The following is a 24,359-nucleotide window of genomic DNA, read 5'->3' as shown; positions in this document are numbered from 1 at the left end:
GTTCGGAGGTTCTATCCGGCACGCGGTAGGAGCAGGACAGGGTTGGTGGCGGTGCTGTGCGCCGTCGTCGGCCGCGCATGTGCGTCTGTTCGTCGACGGTGTCGGCGGGCGCTAGGTCGGTGGACGCGTTCAGATCCTTCGGGCCATTGGCAGCGCGGCGGCGGCGAATGCCGAAGCCTGCTGACCCCAGAGCCGGCGGGTCTCGCACTGCGCCTGAATCGCCGCCTGCTCGATCGCCGCGACAGCACGCTCGAGCTCGTCGAGGTCGCTGGCACTGACCGCGACGAGCCCGGTCGCCCGCAGCACCCCGTGACCGGCGGTGAGGTCGGCCTCTTGCTGGAGGATGTCTTGGTATTCGGCGGTCTGCTGGGCGTCCTCGATCTGGCCGATCTTCTGGCGCTGGGCGGTGTCGGAGATGTACTCCGTCTTCTTCCTACGGATGTCTCGGGCGGCGCGGTCGGTGCGCATGGGCGTGTAGAGGATGGTGAACGTGCGTCGGATGCCTGATGAGAGAAGCAACGGTGCGAGGAAACCGGGGAAGACGTGGGACCGCGGCCATTCGCTGACCCACAGCACGCAGTGGTGGGCGGAATCGCTGCGCAGCGATCCCCAGGATTCGGTGACTGCGACGGGGCCGGCGGTGGCGAGGTCGCGGCCGAGCCCGCCGTGCCGCTCGAGAGCGGCGGCGACGGCGGGGTCGTACGCCGCGCGGAGGATGACGGCAAGGTCGCCGGGAGTGAGCCATTGGCCGGGGGACAGGTCGGCCGACCTGAGGGCGGCCTCCATCGTCGACATCTCTTGGCGGAGAACAGCCGCGGCGCCCCTCATCCCGCCTCCGGCAGCCCGGATCGCGCGCCCGGCGACCTTCATGTCGAGAGAGATCGAGATCGTGCTGGCGTGGCGTTCGCCGGCGGGTCCGGCGCGGTCGATGAGTTCGGCGTACGTCTGCGAGGTCCAGGTCTGGTCGTGGGTGCCGTGGCTGTCCCACCACTGCGCGAGGCCCTTGCCGGAGTCGGGCAGGGTCCGTTCGCTGACCTGGAGGGCGGCGATGCGGCCGGAGCGGCAGGCGGTGGCGAGGACCCGGCCCCAGGCGATGACGCGGCGTTCTTGCTCGGCGGGGTCGAGGAGCACGAAGGCGGGGTGGGCGACGCCGATGATCGCGGTGAGTGTCGCGTCGTGGGGGTCGTGGATCATGACCGCGCCGGTCTCGGGATCGACCCACTGACGAAGACACGCCGCGTCGCCTGGTAGCGCGAGCGTTCCGGCCGGACGGGGCTTCACGATCCCGCGGCGGTAGACCAACTGGCTACCAGCCGATCGCCACAGCCAGCAGGCCCCGACCGGCGCCCACTCGATCAGCCTCCGCCCGCCGACACCGACGAAACCCAGGACGACGAAGACGCCGATGACCGGGAACGTCATCACGACGGCGCCGACGTACAGGCCGAGGATCAGGGTTCCTGCGGCGAGGCCCGCCATCAGGAGCTGCGGACCCGACATGCCGAGCAGGATCCCGCGCCGCGCGAGTCGGGAGAACTTGATCGGCGTCAATGCGGGGTCGGAGTTGGTCGACGCACTCATCGCCGACTACTTCCGTCGCGCAGGCTCGCGCAGGCTCGAATCTGCGACCGGCGGAGCACAGGTCGGGGACTCGGCGGACTCGTGTGCTTGGGCCTGTGTTGCGGATTGGGAGGCGACGAAGCCACCCAGCCGCGGACCGGCCGCGGCTGCTTCCTTCGCGACGACCAGGCCGGCGGCCGCACCGCCGGCGGCTACAGCGCCTCCGCCGGCAGCCCCACCCGTTGCGGCACCGCCGCCCGAGGGCGCGGAGGCGGGCGATCCGCCGCTCGGCGTACCACCGCCGCTCTCTCCAAGGATCTTGGCCGGTTCGCTGCCAACACGCGCTCGAAGCGGTACGGGCATGGGCCGGTTGAGCGAGGCCTTGGCCTCCTGCTCGGCCGACATCGCGTGGTACACGTCGAAGCCCATGAAGGAGATGGCCTTGTAGGTCAGGTACGGGGCGAACCCGGCCATCAGCATGAGGACCACGCCGGCCATCGGCTGGCTGACCGACTGCAGGTCGGCGTCGATGGGTGCGGAGACCTGGGCGGTGGCGACCAGGAAGATTACGACCAGGACGACCTTCGAGAGGATCATCGCGATCACGAACGAGGCCCAGCGGCTCACCCAGTTGCGGGTGTGGTCCCAGCTGGAGCCAGCGAGAGCGACGGGTGCGAAGACGATCGCGATCAGCAGCAGGGCCTTGCGGATGAGCAGGCTGATCCAGACGACCATCGCGCCGATGATCGCGAGACTGGCCAGGAAGATCGTCAGGATCGCTCCGGCGCCCGGGGCGGAGAGGGTGATGGTGCCGAGCCCGCCGGCGAGGACGGCGACCTTGTCGCCCATCTCGCTCATGTTGGTGCCGGCTGCGTTGACGATGCCGATGCAGAGCTGGTCGGCGATCTCGAGGGCGGTGCCCAGCAGCGCGAGGGCGACGAAGGAACCGAGGATCGACTTCGCGAGCCCGAGCGCTGCTCTCGACAGCGCCGCTGGTTCGCGGCGGATCATGCCGCCGATGACCTGGAGCATGAAGAAGGCGAGCATCACGAACACCGCCACGCCGAAGATGATGTTGTAGACGTTCGTGTACTCGCCGCTCGTGACGTCGACATACGTCGTGGTGTCGATGACTTTCCAGACCGACTCGAACATCCACGCCGCCGCCCCGGCCATGCCCTTGGCCAGCCAGTCGAACGGCGCGGTCACGACTGCGCCTGCCGCGTCGCCGGCGACGTTGCAGACGGCATGGATCACCGGGACATTGCACACGCCCATGACTGATCGCTGACCTCAGCTGACCTGCTGGCCGACGTTCCAGAAGAAGTTCACGAGCGTCACCGACGCACCGCACACAACTGCGGCTCCGAGCGCGACCAGGACGCCGAGCTTGCCCCGACCTGCGAGGTGAGGGTTGGAGGAGTTCGCCCCCAGCGCCCAGACGATGGCCGAGGTGATCAGAGCGAGTACGGCGAGGACAAGGCCGACCGTCATCGAGGCCCCAACGACGTTCTTCAGCTGACTGATGCCGGGGAGCCCGTTGGAGTTCGGCCCGATGTTGATGTCGAGCGGCGCGAGGACCGGGGTGAAGAGGCGCAACATCGCAGGTCTCCTGTCGACGGGAACGGACGTCCTACAGGTGGGCGCCGACGCCCAGCAGCCAGTTCGCCCACGTCAGCGCGGCACCCGTGAGGGCCGCCCCGCCGAGGGCGACAAGGCAGCCGAGCTTGGCCTTCTGCGAGGTCTGCCAGCTCCCTGTACTGGATGCGATCGCCCAGGACGTCGCCGAGACGATGAGCATGAGGACGGCGATGACCAGGCCGTAGGTCAGCAAGGCGCCGACGATCGTGCGGAGATCACCGGCGCCGGCTACGGCGCCGAAGTTCGGACCGACGGCGGTGGCGCGAGACTGTTCCATGATCGACAGGTGCGCTGCGGTCGGCGGGGTCGGGTCGTTCTCACTCGCTCGACCGGCGGAGGCTTGCTGGAATGGCGGCGAACTGTCGGCCGCCTCTCGTAGCCGTCAGTCGTTGAGTTGCCACGGTTGAAGGAGTACGAGTGAACGCCGGCATCGAACTGGTCAGTGACGGCGATGGGCTCGCCGTCATCGGGGATCTGGCCGCAGTCGAGCGATTCCTGGCGGAAGAACAGTTGGAGTCGAAGGAGTTTGCACTCCCGCGGCTGAGCAAGGTTGTAGGAAGCGGGGCTGCTGGTCTGCAGGCAGGGTCCGAGATTGCTGCGAACTCCGCGCGGTGGGTCAAGTTGACCGCGAAGTCGGCCGCCGACGTCAAGAGGTTCGGTTTGACGCCGACCACGACGCGAGGCGTCAGTCACGCGATGCTCGGACCGCGGGGCGACGTCAAGGGATGGATCCAGATCGCGACGGGCCCCGGCTCGATCGCGGCGAACCCCGCAGTTCTTGCGGGCGGCGCCGGCATCATGGCGCAGTTGGCGATGCAACAGACCATCGCCGAGATCACCGACTACCTCGCGCGGATCGACGCGAAGCTCGATGACGTGCTCCGGGCGCAGAAGGACGCCGTCATCGCGCAGATGATCGGCGTGGGTCTCCAGATCGAGGAGGCCATGACGCTCCGTAGCCACGTGGGCCGGGTCAACGAGGTCACCTGGTCGAAGATCCAAGCCACCTCTGGCACCATCGCTGACACGCAGGCGTACGCGCTGCTGCAGCTCGACGCCCTCGCCACGAAGCTCGAGGACAAGTCGAAGATCGGGGATCTCGCTAAGGCGTCGAAGGAGGTTGCGCCGAAGGTTCGCGAATGGCTGGCCGTCCTAGCGCGCTGCTTCCAGCTTCTCGACGGTATCGCCGTGTTGGAGCTCGACCGGGTCTTGGAGACCGCGCCCGAGGATCTGGACGGCTACCGGGTCGGACTCAGGGAAGCGAGGGCGGAGCGGCGTGCCGCGATCGCACGCAGCACCGATCGCCTGCTGGCGCGTCTCGGGGACGCTGCGGACCTGGCCAACGCGAAGGTATTGCTGCACCCGAGTGCGTCCCCCGAGATCGTCGCCGCCGCCGATCGAACCGCAGGGGCACTGGATGACTTCCATGGACTGCTCGGCATCGAAGGGACGCGAGAGGCTGTCGAAGCGCGCCGTTGGGGAACCGCTGCCACCGAGGTCCGCGAAAGGGCACTCGCCTCGGGCGCTGAGGGTGTGGATGCCGCAAAGCGCCTCGGGAACGACACCCGAGACCGGGCCAGGACAGCGACCGGCAAGATCTCCAATCGAATCGCTGAGCGCACTGAGCGTTGGCGCTCACGCGGGGACGACGCCGAGGTAGACGACTGAGGCCGCGTCAGCTGAGCCTCCGAACGGTCATGGCCTGACCGGCGAACTCGCTGGTTGTCCCGTAGCGGACGTCCTCACCGGAGCGTGGTGACTGAAGGATCTGGTCGCCGCCGACGTAGATGGCCACATGGTGCGGTGCGCGGGCGCCGGGGTAGCGGAAGAAGATCAGGTCGCCCGGCCGCTTGTCGCCCCAGGCAACTGGCTGGCCGAGGTGGATCTGGTCGCCCGTGTAGTGGGGGAGTCGAATGCGTCCGTCTGAGGCCTGGTAGGCGGCGTACAAGACGAGGCCGGAGCAGTCGAAGCCACCGCCGGTAGGACCGTCGAACGAACCGCCACCCCAGACGTAAGGCGTGCCGATCTCCCTGGCGGCAGCGGCGATCAAGGCGCCGGGGAATCCGGGCGGCAGATGAGCAGGAACGCCACCATCCGGCTGTGTGCATCCGAGTTCACCGGTCAACGAGACGCCGCTGAGCGCTGCCAGGATCTTCTCCGCGACGGGCTGGTTCACGGCGTATCGGCCGGGATAGTTCGACCCCTCTATGGCCTGAGCGGCAGCGCCCGGATCCACGGTCTGCCAGCCGTCGACGTCGAGCAGGCCACGCGGTGAGCCGTGGTTCGGGCCGTTCGGTCCGCCGTAGAAGGCTCGGGACGACCAGATGGGATCCATCAGGTTCTGGGCCGTGCCCCATCCCGCCGCCGGCCGCTGTTGGAAGAGGCCGAGCGAGTCGTGGTCGCCGCCGTTGCCGTCGTTCGGGATTGATGCGGACCCGGGATAGGCCGAGGTGTTCGAGAGGACGCGGAGCGATGACTCGGTGAGGGCCGCCATCAATGCGATGAGCTGGCCGCGGGGTGGGACGCCCTCGCTGCGGCCGACGGCGATGATCGTGGCGGCGCGCGCGAGTTGTCGATGGTCGAGGGTGACGGTCCGGCCGTTCGTGTCGATCGCCGTCAGGTTGTCGGGCGCGTTCCTTGGCCCCGGCTGCGCCGGTATGGGGGCCGTCGTGGGAGCTGTCGCGGGGCCGCGAAGGCGGAGCGTTGTCACCAGGGCGTGCGGGTGGTCGGAGCTGACCGGGACGAGGCTCGTGCCCAACACCCGCGCGGTGTGAGGGAAGAACTGGTAGATCACGGCATGGTCGTAGGTGAAGGAGTACCCCACTCGCGCGAGCTGGTCGGGAGCCGACCAGGCGCCCTGACTCGGGTGGACGTTCATATCCCCAGCGAGCAGAACGGGGCCGTACGCTGACAGCCCGGCGATGAGTTGCCGGAGCAGCCGCATCCCGGCGGCGTACTGCGCGACCCTGCTCGGCCAGGCGTAGTCGCCGTGGGTACGCCGCTGCTTCTGGGGATTCGTCATGTTGTGGGTCGCGACGACCACGATCTGTCCCCCGGTAGCGCGGTTGCGCAGGATCGTCCAGATCGCATAGCGGTTCCAGTCGACCGGTCTCCCCTTGAAGACGACGAGGTCGTCCTCGACGTACTCGAACCGTCCGGCGTCGATGAGGCTCCACCTGTGCGAGTCCCACATGACCGCGTTCTCGAGGCTGTTGCGACTGTTGCCGCGGTGCGTCGCAGACACCGGGTCCTTGTAGGAGTCGTAGCCCGGAGTGTGAGCGGACAGGAACCGCGGGCTGGCCTTGGTGACCTCGTTCAGCGCGATGAAGTCCGGGTGGCTTCGGGTCATCGACCTCAGCGACCCGGGGACGGTCGGGAGCGAGCCCGCGCCGCGATGGGTGGTCGGCAGGTTGGCGACCGCCATCCGCACCTTCCCGACGTACGACGTCCTCGCCGCGGCGTGCACTACCGGTAGGACTCCCAGCCGGAGCCCTGTTCCTATGCCACCGCGGATGACATAGGAAGTCGCGGCTTCTGGCGTTTGCATGCCGCTTGTCGTGCCGGAATCGCAGGCGGTCATGGACGCCGTCGGGGCGGTCACGGCGGCGACCGCGACGAGAGCCGCGGCGGGGACCGACAAGACGGCCGCACCGGCTGCGATCGCGAGCTTGAGTCCCACTTCGCCCTGCCCCGTGGCGTCAGCGGAGCGGGTTGTCGAGCTGCGAGAGCCTGAGCACGTGACAGCGGTCGAAGGCCGGCCGGCAGGCGACGAAGACGGTGAACGACACCGGGGACGATGAGCTTGCAGGCTCGTCGTCCCAGACGCCGCTGCGATGTCGGGCGCCGGTGATCGTTACAGCGGTCGTGCCCGGGCGAAGCTGCCCGTGGGCCTGCGCGAGTGCCGCCGGCCAGGATGCGGGGACGGACGCGCTTGTGATGTCGATGGTCTGGGCGACGTCCGTCGCGCCGAGGTTGAGCCATTGGTCTGTGGTCGGCATGTAGGTGGCGACGTCGTCGAGCAGGCCCGGTATCTCTTCGCCGGATGGGTCGGCGTCGGCCAGCACCGCAGCGGTGTAGTCGGTGGGGAGGGAACCGGAGGCGGTGTCCCAGTCGAACAGGGAGGTCGCGACCGTTCGCGCGTAAGCGATCGGGTCGTTCGTGTGGGGGAGTGCGCGGTTGCGGGAGTCGACCACTGGCAGGTCCGAATGTGTGACGGTCCTGGCGCTCGCTGATGGGCTTGCGAGTGGCGGCGTGGTCTCGCCGCCGGGTCCGCGGACCAGTCCGTACACGCCGACCGCCGCGGTGGACAGGGCGAGCGCCGCCGCGACGATGGCCAGGAGTTGCCCACGAGTGAGGTCGCGCATGCCTCCTAGGTGCGCCGGTCAGGCCATGGGCCGCAGGTAGTCGAGGACCGAGGCCCAGTCGGGGAGTTCGGGGCTGCCGAAATGGAGGGTGGTCGCGCCGGCGTTGGTCTCCGCGAACTGGGCGGCGCCGTTGCGGTTGGGTCGGTCGTCGATGAGGAAGTCGCCGCGGTTGAGGTGCTTGTGGTGGGACAGGATGATCCGCTTCCACAGCGGGCTGGATCTGTCCTTCCCGAAGTGGCGTTGGATCCACTCGATCTTCTGGCTCGCACCTGAGGCATTGGCCCAGGGCACGGTGGAGAGCACATACGTGTCGAAGAGCGCGGTGAGCTCGGTGACGGCCTCGATGGCGCCCGGGATGGAGTCCATCAGTGAGAACAAGTTGGGGATCTGGTCCTCCCGCCCGCGGTACTGCGCACGCACGCCGGGTTCGAGGTGGTCGAACGCTGAGTCGAAGTCGCAGATGACGCCGTCCATGTCGATGTAGAGCGTCTTCTTCATGCGGGGTCCTGGGGTTGTGAGCCGATGCGGCGCAGGGCGGCCTCGAACCCACGGTTCGGCCGTGCCGCCGGGAGGGCGTCCAAAACCGCCGCGCGTGCCTCGTCGAGGGGTACGCCGAGGAGCAGCGCGTAGGCGATCGCTACCGCCGGGGTGCGGGACTGAGCTGCGACACAGTGCAGCAGCACGGTGTGGCCCTGCGCGCGGAGCGTCGAGATCACACCGGCCGCGTCGCGTAGCGCGAAGTCGAGATGCGGGTTCGACTCGCGGTCGGGGCGGTCGATCAACCGGAACGCCACGTGTTCCACGCCGTCAGGAACCTGGGCATGGCCGAGCAGGCACAGGCTCACCACCGCGGTCACTCCCTCGGGCAGCCCCTCCAACGAGCCGGCGTCGGCGAGGAGTACGCCGTCGTCGTACGGGTGGGGGACCGGGGTGATCCCGACGTCGTAGATCGAGTAGTCGATGCGCTCGGTCCTCGGCCAGCCGTAGACGCCGGGGCCGCCGTTCGCGGCGAGGTGGGCGAGACCGACGAGTTGCTCGGCGGTCAGGCCGGGGTAGCCGTGGGTGACGCGGCGCCACCGCGCAGGGAACGCCGAGGCGCCCCAGCGTGCGCCGATCAGCGCACCGGCGATGGCTGCGGTGGTGTCGGTGTCGTGCCCGATGCCGATGACGCACGCGAGCGCGTCCTCGAGGTGGCGACGAGGGTCCTCGGCGGGGACCGGCGCCTGGTGGATCGCGGCCCACGCTGCCTGCAACGCGGCGACTGCCCACACGTTAGGAGTGAACGACTTCGGATCGGCTGTCTCGGCCTCGTCGATCTTCTCGACCCAGAATTCACGCGACGCCGGCGGTAGAACCTCAAGGCCTGACCGGAGGTCGAACTCCGCGTGCAGGACCGCGTGCCTGATCGCCAGGGACCACAGCACGCAGGCCTCCTGGGCCTGTTGGTCGTAGTGGGTGAGGGCGCTGATCCTCCGGGCAGCCTCGGCCACGGCGGCCGGGTCGTGGAGGTAGGGCAGCGCGACAGGAGCGGTCCGCATCAGGGAGCCGTTGCCGGCGGTGCGGCCGGTGCGGGCGTGGAGGTCGTACGCCGTCGCGGTCATCACCGCAGCGGTCGGCTCGGGACCCGACTGTCTCAGGACGGTGCGGGTCTGGTTGCCGATGTCGGGCGGGTGGGAGTCGTACCAGGCGCGGAAGTTGCGTGCGACCTGGTCCAACCCGGCATCGGAGCGCAGATCGACCTGGCGGGCGGCGACATCCAGCACGCACCAGGCCATGGTGGTGTCGTCGGTCCACTCGCCCGGAGCGAAGTCGCCGAGCCCACCACCGATCATGGCCGGGCCCTTGGGGCCGAGACGCGCAGAGCCGAACTCGTACCCTGCGCCGAGCGCATCGCCGACGGCGGTGCCGAGGACTGCTCCGCATGCGCGGTCCTGTTGGGCGGTGGTCAGCCTGATCATGCGACACCTGCACCGAGTCGGAGGGCGAGATCATCGCGGGTCTCGGACATCACGCTCAGGAACACGTCGACCATGTCGTCGAGCTGGGCGGGGGCGAACGGGGCCGCGTAGATCGTGGTCTGCTGCCACACCTCTCGCCCGCGCAGGGTCCAGGTGACGTAGACGCTGTCGCGGTTGAGGATCGTCAGCTCGATCGCCGCCTGGCGGCGCGACTTGACGTTGTGTGCGACCCGGGCCATGATCCGCACCGCGGGGCGGTCGGCGAAGGCGTGGACCCACACCGGCTGGTCCATGTGGGTCAGGACGAAGTCGTTGTCGCTGTCGAGAGTCGGCTCCTCGCCGTACTTCGCCTTCAGCACTGTCGCGATCGCGGCGTTGAGCTCGTCCCGATCCTCCACGGCGAGAGCCACCGGCGCCGCCGGCCCACCGGGCTCGTTCGGGACGTCCTGGGAGTCCTCCAAGCCCAGCATGCTGCGGAGCGCTGCCTGCGGGCCTGAGGCGCTCATTGTGAGCAGGTGGGGGTGCGCGAGGTGCATCCCGTCACGCAACGCCGCGACCGCCAGTCGGGCAAGGTCGACGGCGAGCTCGACGGGGCGACACGCCTGGGTGTTCTCCGACGGCAGCGTGACCTGCACATCCCCGGGCGCATTGACCAGAAAGCACGCGTGCAGCGTGCCCGCCATGTCGAGGTCGAGGTGGTCGTCGGCATCGGTCATGCCTCCGACGTACGCCGACAGGGCCTGCTCGAACACGATCCACGCCGTGGTCTCACTCATTGCGGCGGGAGTTCCGCCGCGGTTCACATCATCCATGTGGAACCTCCTTCGTCATCCGCAACGGAGACTACGGAGGACGTCCGACACAAGTGCCCGATCGACAGTGGGACGTCTACCCCTCCGCCTCGACGTCCTCGATCGCCTTCTTCAAGTTGCTCACGACGTTGGACAGCGCGAGGTAGCGAGGGTTCGTGTTCGACTTGGGCTCACAGCATTGGGCGCGGAGCGTGCGCACGCGTTCCTGCATGGCTCTGAGTTCTCTCGCGATGGCGTCGTAGTCAGTTGTCACGCGTCGAGCCTCTCGATCGTTCGTGCGGAGTCACAGCAGCTCAGTCAGGACTCTGTGGCCCCAGGTACGTAGTCGATCGCCTGGCCTGAGTCGGCCCAGGTGAGCCGCATCGCCCAATCGGGCGCCGGCGGTAGCGACCAATACGAGATCGTGCCGTTGTAGGACCAGCGTCCTGCGGCGGGGCCGGAGTGGAATACCACTACCCCTGCGCGTTCGAGGTTGCCGAGGGTGTCGCGGCGAGGAACGCGGATACGGTGTAGCGCTTGGGTGCGACCGCCGTGTGGCTGTAGCGGCCCATGAGGAAAGCCCAGTCCTTCGGGTTCGCCAGCGCGTATGCCCGCTCGAAGACGCCGTACTCGATCCACTGACCTGCGAAGTCCTTGAGCACGGCAGGGATCTCGACCCCCAGCCCGAGCTCTTCGGCGATACCGCCGAGGTCGGTCCCGGCAGGGGGTGGCGGTGCGCTCATCCACGAGAACGGACCCGGAGTCACGTGGTCGGTGCGGCTGCACGTGAACTCGGTGCCGACCTCGTCACTGATCCACACGCCATCGATCTCCTCGAACGCGTGCTGCGGGCAGACCTGATACGCCACGTCGCTCCTTCCGTCCGGTGCTCAGAGCAGAGTCTGCACGGCGGCGAGCGTGGCCGGGCTGAAAGCGACGATCCGGGCCTCGCGCACACCCGACTCCGCGTCGCGGAGCGTCTGGACCGCGACACGTACGGCGTCGTCGTGCGGCCAGTTGTAGCTGCCGGCGCTGATGATCGGGAACGCGACGGTCTGCGCGCCGAGTTCGTCGGCGACCTGGAGGCACCGGCGATAGCAGGAGATCAGGAGGCTCTGGTCGGTCTCGCCGCGCCCGTAGTTCGGTCCGACCGTGTGGATCACCCATCGCGCCAGCATGTTCCCGGCCGTGGTCCAGCCCGCGTCGCCGGTGGCAAGCCCATGTGGAAAGCGGGCGATGCAGTCCTGGAGCACGGCGGGCCCCCGGCGCGGTGGATCGCGCCGTCGACTCCGCCACCTCCCCGCATCGCACGGTTGGCGGCGTTGACGATCGCGTCGACGTCCTGCGTTGTGATGTCGCCGGAGACGACGGTGATCTCAGGCATCACTCGCCCCGGCGGGGGAGTAACGGTCGACGTACTCGCTGCTGGTGATCGCTACGTCGAGGAACACGGCTGGGTCGACGTGCACGAACCGGTCCGGGGTCCTGAGGAGCTTGGCCCACACCTCGTCGACGCTACTGCCGGCGTCGCGGTGTTCGGCGCGGACGAGCGAGTCCTGGTAGCCGGTGTTGTCCGGCGCGAGGACGTGCAGGACGCGTACGACGTCCGCGCCGTGTGCGCGGGATCGCTCGAGTCGGTTGGCGAGGAGCTGCTGGCGCGTGAGTTGGTAGAACGGCTCGTCAAGCATCATCTCGATCGGGAGTACGTCGTCGCGCACCGGCCCTTCGGGATCGGCGAGGTCGGCGCCGTACCGGCTGATGCGGATCGCGTCCGAGGCCGGATCGCGGTCGAAGGCCGTCAGGTAGGACTCGGTGAACTTCCACTCGACCAGTGCGAGCTCGGTCGTGTCGGCCGAGGTCGTGAATAGGAACGCGGCGTCGACGCTCGTGCAGTTGGTCCCGCGTCGGCGGCCGACGTCACGGCCGTGGCGGACGCCCTCGCCGAAGAAGTCCTCGGGGCCGATGTATTCGAACGTCAGGAACCGATCGGGCTCGATCGGCAGAACCTGGGCGATGTCGACGGCGTGGCCGAAGGCGCGCTTGATGCGGTCGGGATCGGCCACCATCGCGAAGAGGGCGTTGACGCACTGAACCTGGGAGTCGCGCAGATGGTTGCTGGGACCGCCGGTAACCGAGTCGTGCCAGGGGATGTCGAGGTCGCCGAACAGGGCGATCGCGCCGTCTCGGACTTCGGGCAGGAGGTTGTGGTCGGCGTACTCGGGCGGGAGGCACACCGGATACGGGCCTTCGAGCTTGCCGCGGCACGAGTAGTGGCCGGGCACACGGGCCGGTTCGGGAAGCGTGGTGGTGCGCTGCTTCCACGCGACGCTGAGCCTGTTGTAGGCACTTGCGTAAGGGTTGGTCTTCCGGGGGCCCTCCCCGGCCAGCGGCGTTCGCTGGGTCTTCTTCGTGTTCATCGCGAGGCAGTGTGCGGCGACCCTCCGACACATTCTCCCGTTCGGAACGACCCCATCAGTCCTGCGCGTGTGTGTGGGCATCCAGTCGGCCTGAAGGGGCGACCGAGTAGAACTCGAGTTCGGGGTCGCCGACGCCGGCATGAACCAGAGCGTCCTGTACCTGGTGCATGCGGTCGATGAACGTCTGGTTGGCAACTCGCTGGAACGCGACGGCGGGGACTACGCGCGGCTGGAGGTCCTTGGCCTTGAAGTGCGGCGCCGCGAGGCCGATCCTGCGTCGCTGTTCGAGCGTCTTCTCGATGATCTGCTTCCAGTGATTCTTGTCCTCGTCGACCCATCGCTGGAGGACTTGCGCGTACATCGTTGCCTGAGCCGGCACCCAGGCGAGCGAGCTGACGTTTCCAGGCTTGATCTCGATGGCGATGAGGCGGCCGTCCTGGTCAACGGCAAGCGCGTCGGTCTCCATGCCGAAGGACGAGGGCGGGGCCCCGAACCCGAGATCCGCCTCGGTGAGCGCTTGCGCCAAAGGGTTGCTGCATTCCTGGTGTATCCGTGTCTTCGTGGCGGTGTCGCGGAAACTCGGCATAACCTCGCGGTCGATGACGGCGCGCACGTGATCGCCGAGGTATCCAGAGACGGCTGCCTGGACGATGCCCTCGGTCTTGACGTACTTGCCGCCATTCGTGACGGTGAAGGCGATGATCTTCTCGAGGTAGCGCTCGACGTCTGCCCATCGAGTCGTCCACTCGGCGGGCGTGGCCGCCGTGCTCCATTCGTCGCGCCATCCGAGCCGGAGCGTCGGGTCCCGGTAGGTCTTGTGCGCTGTCAGTGCGAGTCCCGTGGTGCCTTTGTCGACGAGGTTCAACACTGCGGTGAGGCCGACGTACAACGTCGCCCATTGGTTCGAGGGACGCTTGACCTCTTTACGGAACTGGAAATCGATCGGGTACGGGGCCTTGGCGTAGTCAACGAGCGCGGAGGCGAACCCTGCCTCGACGAAGTGCGCGAGGAAATCATCGCTGACGGTGCGGTCGTACCGAAGGTCTCCGAAGTCGACCATGCCTAGCCTCCGTTCTCAGTGACACGACTGTAGGCGGGAGGAGCAGATGACCGCAGGTGATTGCCAGGCCCGAGTAGCAACTCGATGCGCCGTCGCGTTCAGATCCGCCCTGACTACACGTTCGCAGACCGCCGGGCCGCGGTGAGCTGGTCGCGGAACGCGATCGTGGCCGTGACGACGCTGTCGAACCGCTTCCAGTCGGCGGCGGTCATCTCGACGGCGAGAACGTCGACGTCGTACATCTCGCCCAGACCGTCGAGCTCGGTCCAGATCAGGTTGAACGAGCGCGTGCTTCGGTAGTGCTTCGTCGGGCCTTGGCTGTGGGTGAGGTGCTGGCCCGACTTCTTCTTGCTGGTCACCCGTTCCAACGCTTCGCGCGCCATCCGCGCCAGATCGGTCTCGACATCGGGCTGGGGCAGTTGCGTCTCGTCGTACGCCGCCTTGACCTTGAGATAGAGGGGCTTGACCGGTTCGCCGTTCTCGATCTTGTGGAGGGCCTCGTTCGCCATCGCCCTGACGTGTGGCGGGGTGGCCTTCCGGGACGCCCAATCCATGAGGGCGCAGACGCGCTCGTGGGTGTTGTACGACGCCTTGCCGGTGATCGCCATCGCCGCCTGCAGCCGCGATGCGCCCGTCTCACCGGGCTGTGCACCGGGTGCACAGCCGGAGATTCCCGGGTTGCCACCGAACTGAGTGGCCTGCATCCGGGCCTCGGCCTCCTCCGCCCGAATGGCCTTGAGCTCGCGGTAGAGGGAGGCCTTCTCGAGCTCGTTGAGAGGCTTGTGCAGCTCGTTGTCGTCCTGCTGCGCGAGCAACGCGTTGAGCTTGTCGGAGATCCCAGAGCGGACCCACACCTTCATCGATTTCCATCCGAGGCGACGCACAGCCTCGAGCCGTCGCCACCCGCAGACGAGAACGCCGTCAGGGGTGATCGTGATCGGCTGGAGCAGTCCCAGCCGATCGATGGATTCGGCGAGCTGGGCAAGGTCGCCCGGGTCCTTGCGGTGGCGGGTGCCGACCGTGATCGAGTCGATCGCCCGGTCGAGTTCGATGTGACCGCGGGGCTCAGACATGTGCCCCACCCCTGACCCGAGGCGCGGTCTGTGCGATCTCCCAGAGCAGCAGGTCGTCGTCGAGGAGCTCACTGACCGGGTCGCCGATCAGGAGGCGCAGGAGCACGCCTCGCCCGTCTGTGGTGCAGAACTCGTCCGGGTTGGGGTTGCCGAGGATGATCCGGAGCACGGTCGACCACGCATCCTGGTCGATGTCGAGCAAGGCCCGAGCGCTCTGGTCGCGGCGCAGCGCGGCGTGGGTCCTGGGCCGGCAGCCGGACTCGACCAACCGCGAGCAGATGAAGTCCAATGCGCAGGTGGCGGTGTTTCTAGGCCAGCCCAGGGCGGTGAACAGGTCGATCGTCGCGTCGACCGCCTCATAGGCGCCGGTCGGTGCGTTCTCGTCGGCCTCGAAGGGGTTGACGGCGAGTGCGGGGAGGAAGTCCGGGAGATCGGCTTCGGTATCGCAGAAGCGGCGTACGTCGTGGTGCTTGGACACCTCGGGCCGCCTGGCCCTGTCGACGGAGCACAGCAGACCGTTGGCGCGTTCCTCGGCGATCAGGCTGACGTTGACTGCCACGGTGACGACTGCCCACGGATCGTCGGCCGTGCGTACGGCGTAGGTGCGCATGGCCTCGAATGCCGCGGCGGCGCCAGCGCTCGGGTCGAGGTGGTGCTTGATCGCGAGGGCCTCGTACTTCTTGGCCGCGAACAGCATCAGTTCCCGCGCCTCGCAGTCCTGCTCCCATGCGTGTGCGCCGAGGACGCGCAGCCGGGTCAGGAGGCGGCGAAGGCCCTGAGATGTCTCGAACGAGTGGCTCATAGCTGAAGTCCTTCCGAGAGGTTCGGCGTTGTCGTCGGGAGCGGCGGGGTCGCCGGCCTTGGCTGTCGCATCGCCCGAGTGGTGGTGATGGGCGCGCGGCGCGCCCGCCGCACGAACTCGGCGTGGAGGTCGATCCCGCGGCCGACCATCGGCTCGGCGTACGACGCCAGCTCGGTCGGGCGCACCCAGGCGACGCGCTTCGGCGCGACGACCGGTCGGCTGCCTCCTGCTGAGAGTGAGGGGTCACGGTGCCTGGCGAGCTCGTTCGCCTCTGCCTCTGCTTGCAGCGTGTACAGGTCGGGCGCCTGGTAGCCGCGGCGGCGGTACTCCGCGTGCGTGTTCACAGTCGGAGCCCCTCACTCGTCCGGGTAGGGCCCGGGCGGCTCGCCGGGCCGAGCCGGGCGACCTGGCGGACCGCGGAGTTGATGGTGGTCTCGATCTCGCGATCACCGAGGCCGGCGTGCTGAGCGGCCGGAGTGAGCCAGCTCGCGATGTCGGCCGGGGTGAAGCCGTTCTCGGCCATCCGGCACGACGCCCAGAACAGCGCCCGGTTGCGTCCACCCTCGGGCGTGTGCGCCACGGTTCGGGCGAGCGCCGGCGGGTGACAGTTCGGGCCGTGGAGTTCAGCGGGTGGTCCGGGGGTTCGGATCGGGCGGGGAGGCTCGAGGAACTGGCGCAGTCCGGTCGCGTCGACCGTCTGTATCGGTCGCGTCGCCACGGCGATGACGTCATACGTCCTGGTGACGCCGCCGACCTCGGTGCGTGATGGGGGAGCGATCACGTACCCGCCGTCGCCGCGGAAGTCGACGTGCGCGGAGGGCACCTGCCAGCTGCGCTGCTCCTCGTGGCCGCCGGTCGGGTAGTAGGCGTGCACGCCACCCGATGGCGTCCGCACCAGCCATCCCCACCGATCCGCGAGTCTCTGCGACCTGGCGCGCTCGAACGCGTCGAACCCGCTGCCGCCGGCATGGACGTCGACGTCGACGACGAGTACGCCGGTACGGACTCCCGTGGGGAGGCCGATGTTCGCGTTCGGTGTTCGTTCCCACCAAGCGTGGACGACACGCGCCGACGAGGTTGCGTCGTGGAACCCGTTCGGCGTCAGCGGCTGCTTGCCGCCGGGAACGCAGGGGAAGACCGGGATGCCGAGGTTGGCGTAGCGGATCGCAGCGCCGGCAAGGGTCGGCTCGGCCGCGACGCGCCGCATCGTCGAGACGGTCCAGTGCGGGACGGGGTTGTCGGGGTCGTACATGCCCACGACGCTGCACCGGCAGGTTTACCCGGAGCAGGTTTACCCGAGCGGCTAACTTGCCCGGAAACGGCTTTTCCGCAGGTCAACAGGTATCCCCAAGTCATCCGGAACTCCTAGCCTGCGGAGGCTGGAAGCCTGTCATGGGACAGCCCGTTCGCGTCCTCGTAGTCCCACAGCGCCCACTCGAAGCCGGCGATGTATGCGGTGTCGGCCGTGTGGTGCTTGTCCAGCCAGCGGTGGCCTCCTTTAACAGATCCGGTCGTGAGCGCGAGCGTGCGACCGGCGTTGTAACCGGCCATGTACTGCTGTTCGCCGCTTGTCTGTCCGCTCGTCCGCACCCGACCAATTCGAACAGGTGTTCGTACATGCGTCAAGATGGGTCTCGTGGGCATGAACCCCTCGGAGCGTGATGCGTGGCCCGAGCCGTCGCGATCGAGTCACTGCTGGGTCCGCTTCGGCCGCACTCCTCAGCCTCCGCCCGCCCTCGGACTCATCCTCGACTGGCGATGTGACCGCCAGCAATGGCGTGCGTGGGTCGTGTGGCTGGAAAAACGCCGGCAACGGTCAGGCCGTGAAGCAGGGCTGGCTCCCGGTCGCTGTGCTGCGCCCTGCGAAGAGCGACATCAACGTCTGGAACGACGGTCCGTGGCGGTAGCCGGGCGAATCGCTCGATGTCGACCTCCCGCTCTTCCTCATAGGCCACGAAGCCGACCGCTCACGCTCCCTCCCCGTGGCGAACCATTCGGATCACGCGCGCGACATCGAGGTGGTTCTCGCGACGCCAGCTTCCAAGCCGCCTTCGCCAGGCTCGGCGTTCGGTTGCTCCTGCTCCGGTCTTACGCAGCCACCAGTCGAGGGCGTCCTCCGCATATCCGACGTAGGCCACGGGACGTGCCTCGCGGACGTGGTCCAGTGCGTCGATCGGGTCCCAGCCCGTGGCGAGCATCGCGGCGTAGCCCATCGAGGGGCCGCGGTTGATGCCCATGTGGCAGTGCGCCAACACCGTGCGTCCGTCCTCGAGCCACTCGCGGATCTGCTGGGTCCCGGCCTCGAACCACCCATCGGGCACCTGCTGCCCGGCATCGTCGACCCCGAGCCAGCGGTACACGATTTCGGGCGCCTCGCGGGCGACGAGCTCCTGATCGCTCCACTCGATCCGGCAATCGACGATTCCGGTGATTCCAACATGTTGCAGATCGGCAAGCTGTAGGCGAGCAAGCGTCGAGGACCTCGTCTCCAGATCGCCCCCGATCCACAGGTTGGTGGCGACCCGGCTGATGTTCGCATGGGTGGGTGCCATCATGACCGCCTGCGAACGTAACGAGAGGTGGTGGAGGCGAAGTCGGACTTCCAGGCCCACTGATCCATCACGTACATCGCGAACTCGTCCTCGCTGAGCTCGATGACGTCATCGATCTGCATCCGCGCCATGGTGAGGACGCGGTCGTAGTCGTCTGTGTGGTCCTCCGGCTCGGGGAGCCGAAAGTACTGGTCGATCGCCCTGCCCCGTCGTACGTCGTGCAACCGCTGCTCCAACTCCCTGATCCACCTGTCGCGGTAGCCCTCGAGGGCGCGCTCGAACACCGCCCTGTGGTTGTCGCGGTTCTGCTGCACCTTCGCGACGAACTCGTCGCGGTCAACCTTGATGACTCTCATCGACCCAGCACCTCCTCCAACCGGCGGAGGATGACGCCCCACTGTGCTCGGGAGACCGCGAAGGCGTTCGGCCGGTTCGGCATCTGGAAGAGCTCGAAGTCGGCGAACTCAGGCAGTTGCTTCATCTCGGCGCGAGTCAGGATCGGCTCGTCGAATACGCAGGCCAACGCCACCTCGACAGAGTCGCGCAACGCCCTCGGGCCGTCCGGCTCGTGGTAACTACGAGCGTGCTCGCGTTCCTCGACCACGCCGCTGGTGACGCCCCAACCGACCACACCCGCCGTGTCGCTTGCCCCCGACCTCCAGAAGATCACGAAATGGTCGAGCCGAATGTCGTCCGAGTGGCGGTTGACCGCCGGGTACTCGAAATCCTCGCCTGCTTCCCACCTCCGAAGCAGGGAATCCGCACTCGCGGGTGCGTACTGGACCAGCCACGCCGGGGTTGCGGCGTACTGCTTGATGGCGGCATCTGTGCTGCCCTGTGTGAGCGTCATAGCGCACGTCCTTCCTCTCGTTGCCAGCTCTCGGTGAGCTTCGTGAGAGGGAGTACGTCGCCTTGCGGCCGACGGGGACAGCTACGGCGAGGATTTCTTTCCCCTGCCGCGAAACTGCGCCTTACCGTAAGGAACATGAATGACGCGAGCGACCCGTGGTGGGCACGCCAGCTCACCGAGATTCCGACGCTGACGGACGTACGCCGGCAGGTCGAGCACATCGTGGCTGGCAAGTACCAGGGTTGGTCTGCCGCGGACCAGGCGGACCTCGTCTCGCTTGTCGTCGAGAAGTACCTCGACAAGTTCGGCAAGAACACCGACGCCTGGAAGCGTGGATCCGGCGGCGAGCGGGAGATTCCGACCGGATGGCTGCGCACGATCGTGACGAGCTCGGCCATCGACCTGTTCCGCAAGGATCAAGCACGCCCAGCCGTGCCTGTCGACTTCGGGGATGCGGAGACGGACGCAGACTGGGACCTGCGAGCAGCTTTGAAGGACCTCGCGACACCATCGTTGGTTACGGCGCGAGGTGTCGCTGCGGATCGGGCTCTCTCGGCACTGTCAGAGAGGGACCGACAACTCATCAGGCTGCGCGTGATCGAGGACCTGGACTTGAAGGAAGTTGCACGCCACACCGGTGCTAGTTACGAGGCGACCAAGCGGGCCGTACAGCGAGCCGTCGCCCGGCTTCGGAAGGTCGTGGAGTCGGACCCGGATCTTCGGGAGGACCTCCAAGACCGCCCGGGCTATCCGCAGGCATAGCGTCGACGTAACGGGGCGACCGGCGGGGTATCCCACATCAGATCGCCTCCGAACTTCATCCGCTTCGGCGGCTGCGTCTGCCGGGCTCCCAGCCCTTTCCTTGGATCACCTTCGTGGTTCGTTCTGGGAGTTCGATCGGCGGGAGCTCGTCGTCGCGGCGGTTGAAGACCTTGTCGGCGAGGTCCTTCCTGGCCCGCTCGTCGTCTCCGCCGGCAGCGACGGCCTGGATGACGTCGAGTTGGGCGACCTCGTCGTACGGCGCCGCCGAGTACGCCGCCCTGGCCGCCCACAGGGCAAGCGCGGTGTCGTCGTCGGCGAGAGCGTGCGCGGAGACGATGTGGCCGACGTCGACGATCGCGCTGGTCATGATGTGGTCCCAACGCTCGCCTTCGAGGAGCCAGGACCAGTGGCGGTCCTGCAGGCTGCTGAACGGCTCGCCGGTGACGAGGCGCAACGCGATGATGAGGTCGCCCATGCCGGCGGCGCCTTTGCTCTGGGCGCGGGTACGCAGCCGGCGGAAGAGGTCGAGGTCGCACAGCACGCCCTGAACCTTGTAGGCGCCGAGCGTTCCTGAGGTGTGGGTCTGCTTCGCGTCGGGGAGGTAAGGCTTGTTGGTGTTGGGGTCTGTGCCGAGCCAGCGCCGCAGGTTGCTCATCGAGACGCGGGCGCGCTCGGGGGTGATGCCGAACGCGTCGGCCAAGTCCCCGGCGGTCGAGCCGTCGGGGTGGAGGACCAGATAGGCCAGCAGCTCGACGTAGTACGGACGCCGGGCCGCGGCGGTCTTCGCGTCACCGGTGGTGCGCGCGCCCACCGGACCCAGCAGCGTCAGTTTCGTCGAGGTCACCGTGGGCGACTCCCAGCGAGCGAGGTCCTCGTCGAGCCCGGGATCTTCGCTCGCGACGAGCGCCGCTGCTTGGGGAGCGGCCACGGGTGCGAGCGTCTCGATGTCCTCGACGGTGGCTGCGGCTGCGTCGGCGTACACGTGTGCCTCGAGCGGTAGGAGTGAGGCGTCTCCCGCCGGACCACCCTCGGGGCGTGGTTCGGTCAGCTCTTCGACGAGCGCGCCTCCGCGGTCAGCCGGGGCGGACGGGCTGGTCGATCGGGGGACGGGCATATCCTGCGAGTCCAAGGTGAGGTCGAGAAGCAGGGCGCAGGCACGGGCCTCCGCCTCGCTGAGCCCAGCAACTGCGATGTCGAGTCCGAGGCTCGGGCACGTCAGCCGGGCGTCGCCGGTCAACTGCAGGTGGGTGGCCATCGGGCGAGGATCGCCGGCGAGGTCGACGAGCGCGGCCGCCGTACGGCCGGTGAAGCCGACGAGCGCGCCGGCAAGTTCGTCGATCTCTTCGCCGGGTGCGTCGGCGGTCGCGATGATCGCGGCGTAGAAGTCGTCCGGATCGCCGTCCGGGACCGACTCGCTGACATGTGCGGCGAGTGTGGCGATGAAGGCGGTGTCGCCTGGCGGGTGGGTGCTGATGCGGCCGAGGTGGAACGAGGCGAGGTCGGCGCCGAGGCCGAGGACGTCGACGTGAGTGGTGATCGACCACGGGTTGACCGCCAGCTCAGCGGCAAGATGGCGCGCGAACGCCGCCTTGCGATCAGGGTCGCCGGTGACGCTGACGACGCGGAGCTCCTCGAGGTTGAGGAACACGAACGCCCCGTGGAGGTCCTGGCCGGCGCTCACGAGGAGCGGGTAAGGAGGGAACGCTTCGCGGTTCTTTGGTACGTCGGCGAGTGCGATCCGCCAGGTCACATCTGAACCTGTCCAAGGCGGTTCAAGGTCGGCGGGCGCTGCGAGTGTGATGCCGATGTCCTCGCCGGTGAGCGTCGCGGTCAGGATCCGGACCTTCGTCGGGTCGAGTGACTGCAGGGCGGCGTCGAGCTTCTCGATGCGTGGCGCGAGCGATGTGGCCGTGACCCGGGCGGTCTTCTCGGCCGGCACCAGCTCGGGTGAGGGCGGTGCGATGATCCGGCCCGGTCGGCGCCAGCGCATCTGTGTGCGGCGTTGGGCTCGCAGGACGATCCAGAACGCTGCCCCGAAGATGGAGCCCGTACCGGCGAGGCCTGGGAGGAGCCAGGCCGGCGCGTCCGAGTGGCCGTCGTCCGCCTGCATGTGCGGTGTGCCGGTCGTTTCGGTCGCCGTCGGCGATGAGGAATCCGCGGTCGGCGGGAGTGCAGGCCGCTGCTCGGGCGGTCTCGCCACGTGGTCGGGCGGTGCCTGGGGGACGGGTTCGGCGGGCCCTGGGATGGTGAGTCGCCAGCCGGGAAGGATCAGGTTCGGGTCGGACAGGTGGTCGCCGTTGGCCTGGGCGGTGCCGCGGGAGGCGTTGAAGATCGCCGGGTACGCGTCGGCGTTGCCGAGCTCGTGCTCGCTGATCTCGGAGAGTGTGTCACCGGGCTTCACCACGTACTCGTCCTCTGTCGGTGTCGCGACGGGGACTTTCAAGACCGTGCCCGGCAGGAGGAAGTCGGGGCGCCCGCCGAGGGCTGGCTCGTTGAGCGCGACGATCTCTCCGTACCGGGTGCCGTCGCCGAAACGTTCATCGGCGATCTTCCAGAGGCTGTCGCCGCGTTTGACGGTGTATCTCTCGGTCGTCGGTTCGCGCTCGAGCGGCGCAACGTGGTGCGTGGTGGGTGCTGTTGGTTGTGGCGCAGCAGCCACCGGCGCAGCGGGCATGGGAGTCGCGGTGACGGCTGCGTCGGCTTTCGGTTGCGGGAGGAGTGCGGTCGCTGTCGGAACGGCGACGAACAGCAGCGCCGCGGCTGCGACGAGGCGATCGGCGGCGAGCTGGGGCACGACCAGTCCGAGCACGCGCGGAGCCCGCATGCCACGAACATGGGAGACGATCGAAGCGATCAGTTGGCACGTGAAGGTAGCCCAGGCGATCCAGCACACGACCGCGATCACCTGCAACGCGAGAGTTCCGTCGTCCGGTGAGGTGAGTCGCGTCCAGGAGAACGGGCCTAGGTCGGGGATCGCGCCGATGGCGATCAGAAGCGCGGGTACGCCGAGCATGAAAGCGATGAGCGCGAGGATCGCTGCCACGCCGCGGCTCCGGGTGGTGAGTGTGCTCATTGCTGGCTGCCTCCGAGGGTGCGGATGAGGTGTGCGCTGGCGGTGCCGGTGACCTTGAGGTGATGGATGCCGATCAGGCCGAGGAACTGCGGGTCGTAGGTGTCGTGGACGGTCACGGTGATGGTGTTGCTGCTCGTGACCGTGACGGTGCCCTGGACTCCGGCCTGTTCGAGATAGCGCTCGGCGGCCGCTCGGGCAGCGATGGGGTTGACCGAGACGCCGGCGCCCTGGATGGCAGGGCCGCCGTTCACCTCCTCGCCGCCGGCGCGGGCGGCTTGTGCGGCGAGGTCCTGGGCGCGTTCGTGGGCGTGCACCTGCCCGCCGAGATCGACGGCCAGGCCGACCAGGAAGATCATCGCGAAGCTGGCCAGGGCCAGCCACACGGTGATGGAACCCCGTTGCCCACGGCGGCGTAGTGCGCGGCTCATCGTTGACGCCAGGTGTCGATCGGGCTGGACATCGTGCTCGTGAAAGTCCTCGAGCCGGGGATTCCTGGCACAGCGAGATCCGACAGGCTGAGGCGGCACGAGACGGTGACCGCGACGGCTCCGGGTACGCCGGGAGCCTTGTTGAAGTCTGAGGTGTCGACGGTGACGTCGATCTGGGTGCAGCCGATGTGTTGGTTGCTGATGCTGGCGGTGGCTGCGCCGCGGGCATCCGTCGTGGCCGTCCGTGCGTCGCGCGCGATCGAGGCTGAGCGGGCGGCGTCTGCGGCAGCGGACTGGAGGGCCTCGTGGGCGTCCGCGGTACGTCCGCCGAAGATGATGAGGCCGAGGAAGAGGGCGAAGGCGGGTACGCCGATCGCCGCTTCGATCGCCGCCGAGCCACGCTCGTCCGAGTGCATCACGGAGCACCGCTCGCTGCGGGGGCGGAGAGGCGCTCGACCGGCAGGGTGGCCGACTGGGTGATGCGGACATGCCAGCCAGGGACGACGCTGAGGCTGAATCCCGTGACCGTCACGGTCGCGGTAGTTGCCGTGCGAGAGACCGTGGTCGAGGTGTTCTGGAGGACGCCGTCGCCTCCGGATTCGTTGATGAAGGCGTTGGCGGCGGCGGCGCCATCGGAATCGCGTCCGTGTTCGCCTCCGGCTGCGCGGGCCCCTTCCGCCGCGGCGGCGATCGCCGTCGTACGGGCGTGGTAGAAGAGCGCGGCCTGCATCCCCAGGAACATGAGGGCGAAGAGGGCAGGCAGCAGGATGACAAGCTCGACCGAGACCGAGCCCCGTTCGACGCGGCCACCGCTCGTGGACTGGCGGCTACTTGATGTTGCCGGACTGCTTCGTGACATAGCTGGTGATGGCTGCGACGACGATGCCGACGATCGCGATGACCGCGACCGCCCAGAGCACATGCTCGGTGGTGACAGAGCCGCGTTCGCTGCGCGACGTCTTCCGTGTGTGGTCGTGCAGGGTGAGTGCTGCGATCTGCAGCAGGACGAGGGCTTTCAACATCCGGGT

The 24,359-nt window shown here is 68.2% G+C and carries 28 protein-coding genes and 1 pseudogene; 2 read left to right on the top strand and 27 right to left on the bottom strand.

Annotated features, from left to right (window positions below; genetic code table 11):
• Nucleotides 1–129: 129 nt before the first annotated feature.
• The 4 genes from ACYVAQ_RS14375 to ACYVAQ_RS14360 are packed head-to-tail and all read right to left on the bottom strand — an operon-like array spanning nt 130 to nt 3,478.
• On the bottom strand, nt 130–1,581 hold the full coding sequence (locus ACYVAQ_RS14375) for an SCO6880 family protein (protein ID WP_460790721.1): 1,452 nt from the start codon (nt 1,579–1,581) through the stop codon (nt 130–132).
• 6 nt (nt 1,582–1,587) lie between these two features.
• Nucleotides 1,588–2,817, bottom strand: coding sequence for a TrbL/VirB6 family protein (locus ACYVAQ_RS14370; RefSeq protein ID WP_460790719.1), 1,230 nt, complete (start codon nt 2,815–2,817; stop codon nt 1,588–1,590).
• A gap of 36 nt (nt 2,818–2,853) precedes the next feature.
• Complete coding sequence (locus ACYVAQ_RS14365) at nt 2,854–3,162, bottom strand: DUF6112 family protein (RefSeq protein ID WP_460790717.1); 309 nt, start codon at nt 3,160–3,162, stop codon at nt 2,854–2,856.
• A 31-nt stretch (nt 3,163–3,193) separates the two neighbouring features.
• A complete protein-coding gene (locus ACYVAQ_RS14360; RefSeq protein ID WP_460790715.1) occupies nt 3,194–3,478 on the bottom strand; it encodes a DUF6112 family protein in 285 nt (94 codons plus the stop codon).
• 140 nt (nt 3,479–3,618) lie between these two features.
• Between ACYVAQ_RS14360 and ACYVAQ_RS14355 the strand changes: the two genes are divergently transcribed.
• A complete protein-coding gene (locus ACYVAQ_RS14355) occupies nt 3,619–4,869 on the top strand; it encodes a hypothetical protein (protein ID WP_460790713.1) in 1,251 nt (416 codons plus the stop codon).
• 7 nt (nt 4,870–4,876) lie between these two features.
• Here the strand turns inward: ACYVAQ_RS14355 and ACYVAQ_RS14350 are convergent, their stop codons facing one another.
• The 18 genes and pseudogenes from ACYVAQ_RS14350 to ACYVAQ_RS14265 form a co-directional block, all read right to left on the bottom strand.
• Nucleotides 4,877–6,667, bottom strand: a complete 1,791-nt coding sequence (locus ACYVAQ_RS14350; protein WP_460790711.1) for an NlpC/P60 family protein — start codon at nt 6,665–6,667, stop codon at nt 4,877–4,879.
• 232 nt (nt 6,668–6,899) lie between these two features.
• The gene (locus ACYVAQ_RS14345; RefSeq protein WP_460790709.1) at nt 6,900–7,565 is read right to left on the bottom strand and encodes a hypothetical protein; all 666 of its coding nucleotides are present in this window, start codon (nt 7,563–7,565) and stop codon (nt 6,900–6,902) included.
• 18 nt (nt 7,566–7,583) lie between these two features.
• Nucleotides 7,584–8,063 (bottom strand): 5' nucleotidase, NT5C type, encoded by a 480-nt coding sequence (locus ACYVAQ_RS14340; protein ID WP_460790707.1) that lies wholly within the window; start codon nt 8,061–8,063, stop codon nt 7,584–7,586.
• Entirely contained in the window at nt 8,060–9,523 is a 1,464-nt protein-coding gene (locus ACYVAQ_RS14335) for an ADP-ribosylglycohydrolase family protein (protein ID WP_460790705.1), read from the bottom strand. Before ACYVAQ_RS14335 ends, ACYVAQ_RS14340 begins: the two co-directional genes overlap by 4 nt.
• A complete protein-coding gene (locus ACYVAQ_RS14330; protein WP_460790704.1) occupies nt 9,520–10,299 on the bottom strand; it encodes a T3SS (YopN, CesT) and YbjN peptide-binding chaperone 1 in 780 nt (259 codons plus the stop codon). The genes ACYVAQ_RS14335 and ACYVAQ_RS14330 overlap by 4 nt, the downstream gene beginning before the upstream one ends.
• A gap of 112 nt (nt 10,300–10,411) precedes the next feature.
• Nucleotides 10,412–10,588 (bottom strand): hypothetical protein, encoded by a 177-nt coding sequence (locus ACYVAQ_RS14325; RefSeq protein WP_460790701.1) that lies wholly within the window; start codon nt 10,586–10,588, stop codon nt 10,412–10,414.
• Nucleotides 10,589–10,787: 199 nt separating this feature from the next.
• Nucleotides 10,788–11,183, bottom strand: a complete 396-nt coding sequence (locus ACYVAQ_RS14320; RefSeq protein ID WP_460790699.1) for a hypothetical protein — start codon at nt 11,181–11,183, stop codon at nt 10,788–10,790.
• Between the two features lie 21 nt (nt 11,184–11,204).
• Nucleotides 11,205–11,698: pseudogene (locus tag ACYVAQ_RS14315) on the bottom strand (O-acetyl-ADP-ribose deacetylase).
• Complete coding sequence (locus ACYVAQ_RS14310; RefSeq protein WP_460790698.1) at nt 11,691–12,731, bottom strand: PGN_0703 family putative restriction endonuclease; 1,041 nt, start codon at nt 12,729–12,731, stop codon at nt 11,691–11,693. Before ACYVAQ_RS14310 ends, ACYVAQ_RS14315 begins: the two are co-directional and overlap by 8 nt.
• Before the next feature lie 55 nt (nt 12,732–12,786).
• Nucleotides 12,787–13,791 (bottom strand): hypothetical protein, encoded by a 1,005-nt coding sequence (locus ACYVAQ_RS14305; protein ID WP_460790696.1) that lies wholly within the window; start codon nt 13,789–13,791, stop codon nt 12,787–12,789.
• A gap of 113 nt (nt 13,792–13,904) precedes the next feature.
• Nucleotides 13,905–14,864, bottom strand: a complete 960-nt coding sequence (locus ACYVAQ_RS14300) for a ParB N-terminal domain-containing protein (RefSeq protein ID WP_460790694.1) — start codon at nt 14,862–14,864, stop codon at nt 13,905–13,907.
• Nucleotides 14,857–15,666: a serine/arginine repetitive matrix protein 2 gene (locus ACYVAQ_RS14295; protein WP_460790692.1), complete on the bottom strand. Its 810-nt coding sequence runs from the start codon at nt 15,664–15,666 to the stop codon at nt 14,857–14,859. Before ACYVAQ_RS14295 ends, ACYVAQ_RS14300 begins: the two co-directional genes overlap by 8 nt.
• Nucleotides 15,663–16,010, bottom strand: coding sequence for a hypothetical protein (locus ACYVAQ_RS14290; RefSeq protein ID WP_460790690.1), 348 nt, complete (start codon nt 16,008–16,010; stop codon nt 15,663–15,665). The genes ACYVAQ_RS14295 and ACYVAQ_RS14290 overlap by 4 nt, the downstream gene beginning before the upstream one ends.
• Entirely contained in the window at nt 16,007–16,918 is a 912-nt protein-coding gene (locus tag ACYVAQ_RS14285) for a bifunctional DNA primase/polymerase (protein ID WP_460790688.1), read from the bottom strand. The genes ACYVAQ_RS14290 and ACYVAQ_RS14285 overlap by 4 nt, the downstream gene beginning before the upstream one ends.
• A 113-nt stretch (nt 16,919–17,031) precedes the next feature.
• The gene (locus ACYVAQ_RS14280) at nt 17,032–17,217 is read right to left on the bottom strand and encodes a hypothetical protein (protein WP_460790686.1); all 186 of its coding nucleotides are present in this window, start codon (nt 17,215–17,217) and stop codon (nt 17,032–17,034) included.
• Nucleotides 17,218–17,633: 416 nt separating this feature from the next.
• Entirely contained in the window at nt 17,634–18,218 is a 585-nt protein-coding gene (locus ACYVAQ_RS14275) for a dual specificity protein phosphatase family protein (RefSeq protein WP_460790682.1), read from the bottom strand.
• Nucleotides 18,218–18,574: a hypothetical protein gene (locus ACYVAQ_RS14270; protein ID WP_460790680.1), complete on the bottom strand. Its 357-nt coding sequence runs from the start codon at nt 18,572–18,574 to the stop codon at nt 18,218–18,220. Before ACYVAQ_RS14270 ends, ACYVAQ_RS14275 begins: the two co-directional genes overlap by 1 nt.
• Nucleotides 18,571–19,068, bottom strand: a complete 498-nt coding sequence (locus tag ACYVAQ_RS14265; protein WP_460790678.1) for an EVE domain-containing protein — start codon at nt 19,066–19,068, stop codon at nt 18,571–18,573. The genes ACYVAQ_RS14270 and ACYVAQ_RS14265 overlap by 4 nt, the downstream gene beginning before the upstream one ends.
• A gap of 135 nt (nt 19,069–19,203) precedes the next feature.
• On the opposite strand from ACYVAQ_RS14265, the gene ACYVAQ_RS14260 reads away from it, so the two are divergent.
• Nucleotides 19,204–19,830, top strand: a complete 627-nt coding sequence (locus ACYVAQ_RS14260) for an RNA polymerase sigma factor (RefSeq protein WP_460790675.1) — start codon at nt 19,204–19,206, stop codon at nt 19,828–19,830.
• A gap of 55 nt (nt 19,831–19,885) precedes the next feature.
• Here ACYVAQ_RS14260 and ACYVAQ_RS14255 read toward each other — a convergent pair whose 3' ends face one another.
• From ACYVAQ_RS14255 to ACYVAQ_RS14235, 5 genes are read right to left on the bottom strand one after another with little or no spacing between them, the layout of a single operon-like run.
• The gene (locus ACYVAQ_RS14255; RefSeq protein ID WP_460790673.1) at nt 19,886–22,903 is read right to left on the bottom strand and encodes a LysM peptidoglycan-binding domain-containing protein; all 3,018 of its coding nucleotides are present in this window, start codon (nt 22,901–22,903) and stop codon (nt 19,886–19,888) included.
• Entirely contained in the window at nt 22,900–23,331 is a 432-nt protein-coding gene (locus ACYVAQ_RS14250) for a TadE/TadG family type IV pilus assembly protein (RefSeq protein ID WP_460790671.1), read from the bottom strand. Before ACYVAQ_RS14250 ends, ACYVAQ_RS14255 begins: the two co-directional genes overlap by 4 nt.
• The gene (locus ACYVAQ_RS14245) at nt 23,328–23,747 is read right to left on the bottom strand and encodes a TadE/TadG family type IV pilus assembly protein (protein ID WP_460790918.1); all 420 of its coding nucleotides are present in this window, start codon (nt 23,745–23,747) and stop codon (nt 23,328–23,330) included. Before ACYVAQ_RS14245 ends, ACYVAQ_RS14250 begins: the two co-directional genes overlap by 4 nt.
• Nucleotides 23,747–24,190, bottom strand: coding sequence for a TadE family protein (locus ACYVAQ_RS14240; RefSeq protein WP_460790668.1), 444 nt, complete (start codon nt 24,188–24,190; stop codon nt 23,747–23,749). Before ACYVAQ_RS14240 ends, ACYVAQ_RS14245 begins: the two co-directional genes overlap by 1 nt.
• The gene (locus tag ACYVAQ_RS14235; RefSeq protein ID WP_460790666.1) at nt 24,159–24,353 is read right to left on the bottom strand and encodes a hypothetical protein; all 195 of its coding nucleotides are present in this window, start codon (nt 24,351–24,353) and stop codon (nt 24,159–24,161) included. Before ACYVAQ_RS14235 ends, ACYVAQ_RS14240 begins: the two co-directional genes overlap by 32 nt.
• Nucleotides 24,354–24,359: the final 6 nt, after the last annotated feature.

This window comes from Nocardioides maradonensis, from assembly GCF_054777115.1.
This window is presented reverse-complemented; position numbering and strand designations above follow the sequence as displayed.

Bases quoted from the DNA above. Each gene is read 5' to 3' on its own strand.
- ACYVAQ_RS14345 (WP_460790709.1), bottom strand. From the start codon at position 7,565: ATGCGCGACCTCACTCGTGGGCAACTCCTGGCCATCGTCGCGGCGGCG.
- ACYVAQ_RS14375 (WP_460790721.1), bottom strand. From the start codon at position 1,581: ATGAGTGCGTCGACCAACTCCGACCCCGCATTGACGCCGATCAAGTTC.
- ACYVAQ_RS14285 (WP_460790688.1), bottom strand. From the start codon at position 16,918: ATGTACGACCCCGACAACCCCGTCCCGCACTGGACCGTCTCGACGATG.
- ACYVAQ_RS14365 (WP_460790717.1), bottom strand. From the start codon at position 3,162: ATGTTGCGCCTCTTCACCCCGGTCCTCGCGCCGCTCGACATCAACATC.
- ACYVAQ_RS14240 (WP_460790668.1), bottom strand. From the start codon at position 24,190: ATGTCACGAAGCAGTCCGGCAACATCAAGTAGCCGCCAGTCCACGAGC.
- ACYVAQ_RS14310 (WP_460790698.1), bottom strand. From the start codon at position 12,731: ATGAACACGAAGAAGACCCAGCGAACGCCGCTGGCCGGGGAGGGCCCC.
- ACYVAQ_RS14340 (WP_460790707.1), bottom strand. From the start codon at position 8,063: ATGAAGAAGACGCTCTACATCGACATGGACGGCGTCATCTGCGACTTC.
- ACYVAQ_RS14300 (WP_460790694.1), bottom strand. From the start codon at position 14,864: ATGTCTGAGCCCCGCGGTCACATCGAACTCGACCGGGCGATCGACTCG.
- ACYVAQ_RS14275 (WP_460790682.1), bottom strand. From the start codon at position 18,218: ATGGCACCCACCCATGCGAACATCAGCCGGGTCGCCACCAACCTGTGG.
- ACYVAQ_RS14360 (WP_460790715.1), bottom strand. From the start codon at position 3,478: ATGGAACAGTCTCGCGCCACCGCCGTCGGTCCGAACTTCGGCGCCGTA.
- ACYVAQ_RS14335 (WP_460790705.1), bottom strand. From the start codon at position 9,523: ATGATCAGGCTGACCACCGCCCAACAGGACCGCGCATGCGGAGCAGTC.
- ACYVAQ_RS14245 (WP_460790918.1), bottom strand. From the start codon at position 23,747: ATGCACTCGGACGAGCGTGGCTCGGCGGCGATCGAAGCGGCGATCGGC.
- ACYVAQ_RS14250 (WP_460790671.1), bottom strand. From the start codon at position 23,331: ATGAGCCGCGCACTACGCCGCCGTGGGCAACGGGGTTCCATCACCGTG.
- ACYVAQ_RS14305 (WP_460790696.1), bottom strand. From the start codon at position 13,791: ATGGTCGACTTCGGAGACCTTCGGTACGACCGCACCGTCAGCGATGAT.
- ACYVAQ_RS14255 (WP_460790673.1), bottom strand. From the start codon at position 22,903: ATGAGCACACTCACCACCCGGAGCCGCGGCGTGGCAGCGATCCTCGCG.
- ACYVAQ_RS14265 (WP_460790678.1), bottom strand. From the start codon at position 19,068: ATGACGCTCACACAGGGCAGCACAGATGCCGCCATCAAGCAGTACGCC.
- ACYVAQ_RS14280 (WP_460790686.1), bottom strand. From the start codon at position 17,217: ATGGCCGGTTACAACGCCGGTCGCACGCTCGCGCTCACGACCGGATCT.
- ACYVAQ_RS14235 (WP_460790666.1), bottom strand. From the start codon at position 24,353: ATGTTGAAAGCCCTCGTCCTGCTGCAGATCGCAGCACTCACCCTGCAC.
- ACYVAQ_RS14260 (WP_460790675.1), top strand. From the start codon at position 19,204: ATGAATGACGCGAGCGACCCGTGGTGGGCACGCCAGCTCACCGAGATT.
- ACYVAQ_RS14330 (WP_460790704.1), bottom strand. From the start codon at position 10,299: ATGAGTGAGACCACGGCGTGGATCGTGTTCGAGCAGGCCCTGTCGGCG.
- ACYVAQ_RS14270 (WP_460790680.1), bottom strand. From the start codon at position 18,574: ATGAGAGTCATCAAGGTTGACCGCGACGAGTTCGTCGCGAAGGTGCAG.
- ACYVAQ_RS14295 (WP_460790692.1), bottom strand. From the start codon at position 15,666: ATGAGCCACTCGTTCGAGACATCTCAGGGCCTTCGCCGCCTCCTGACC.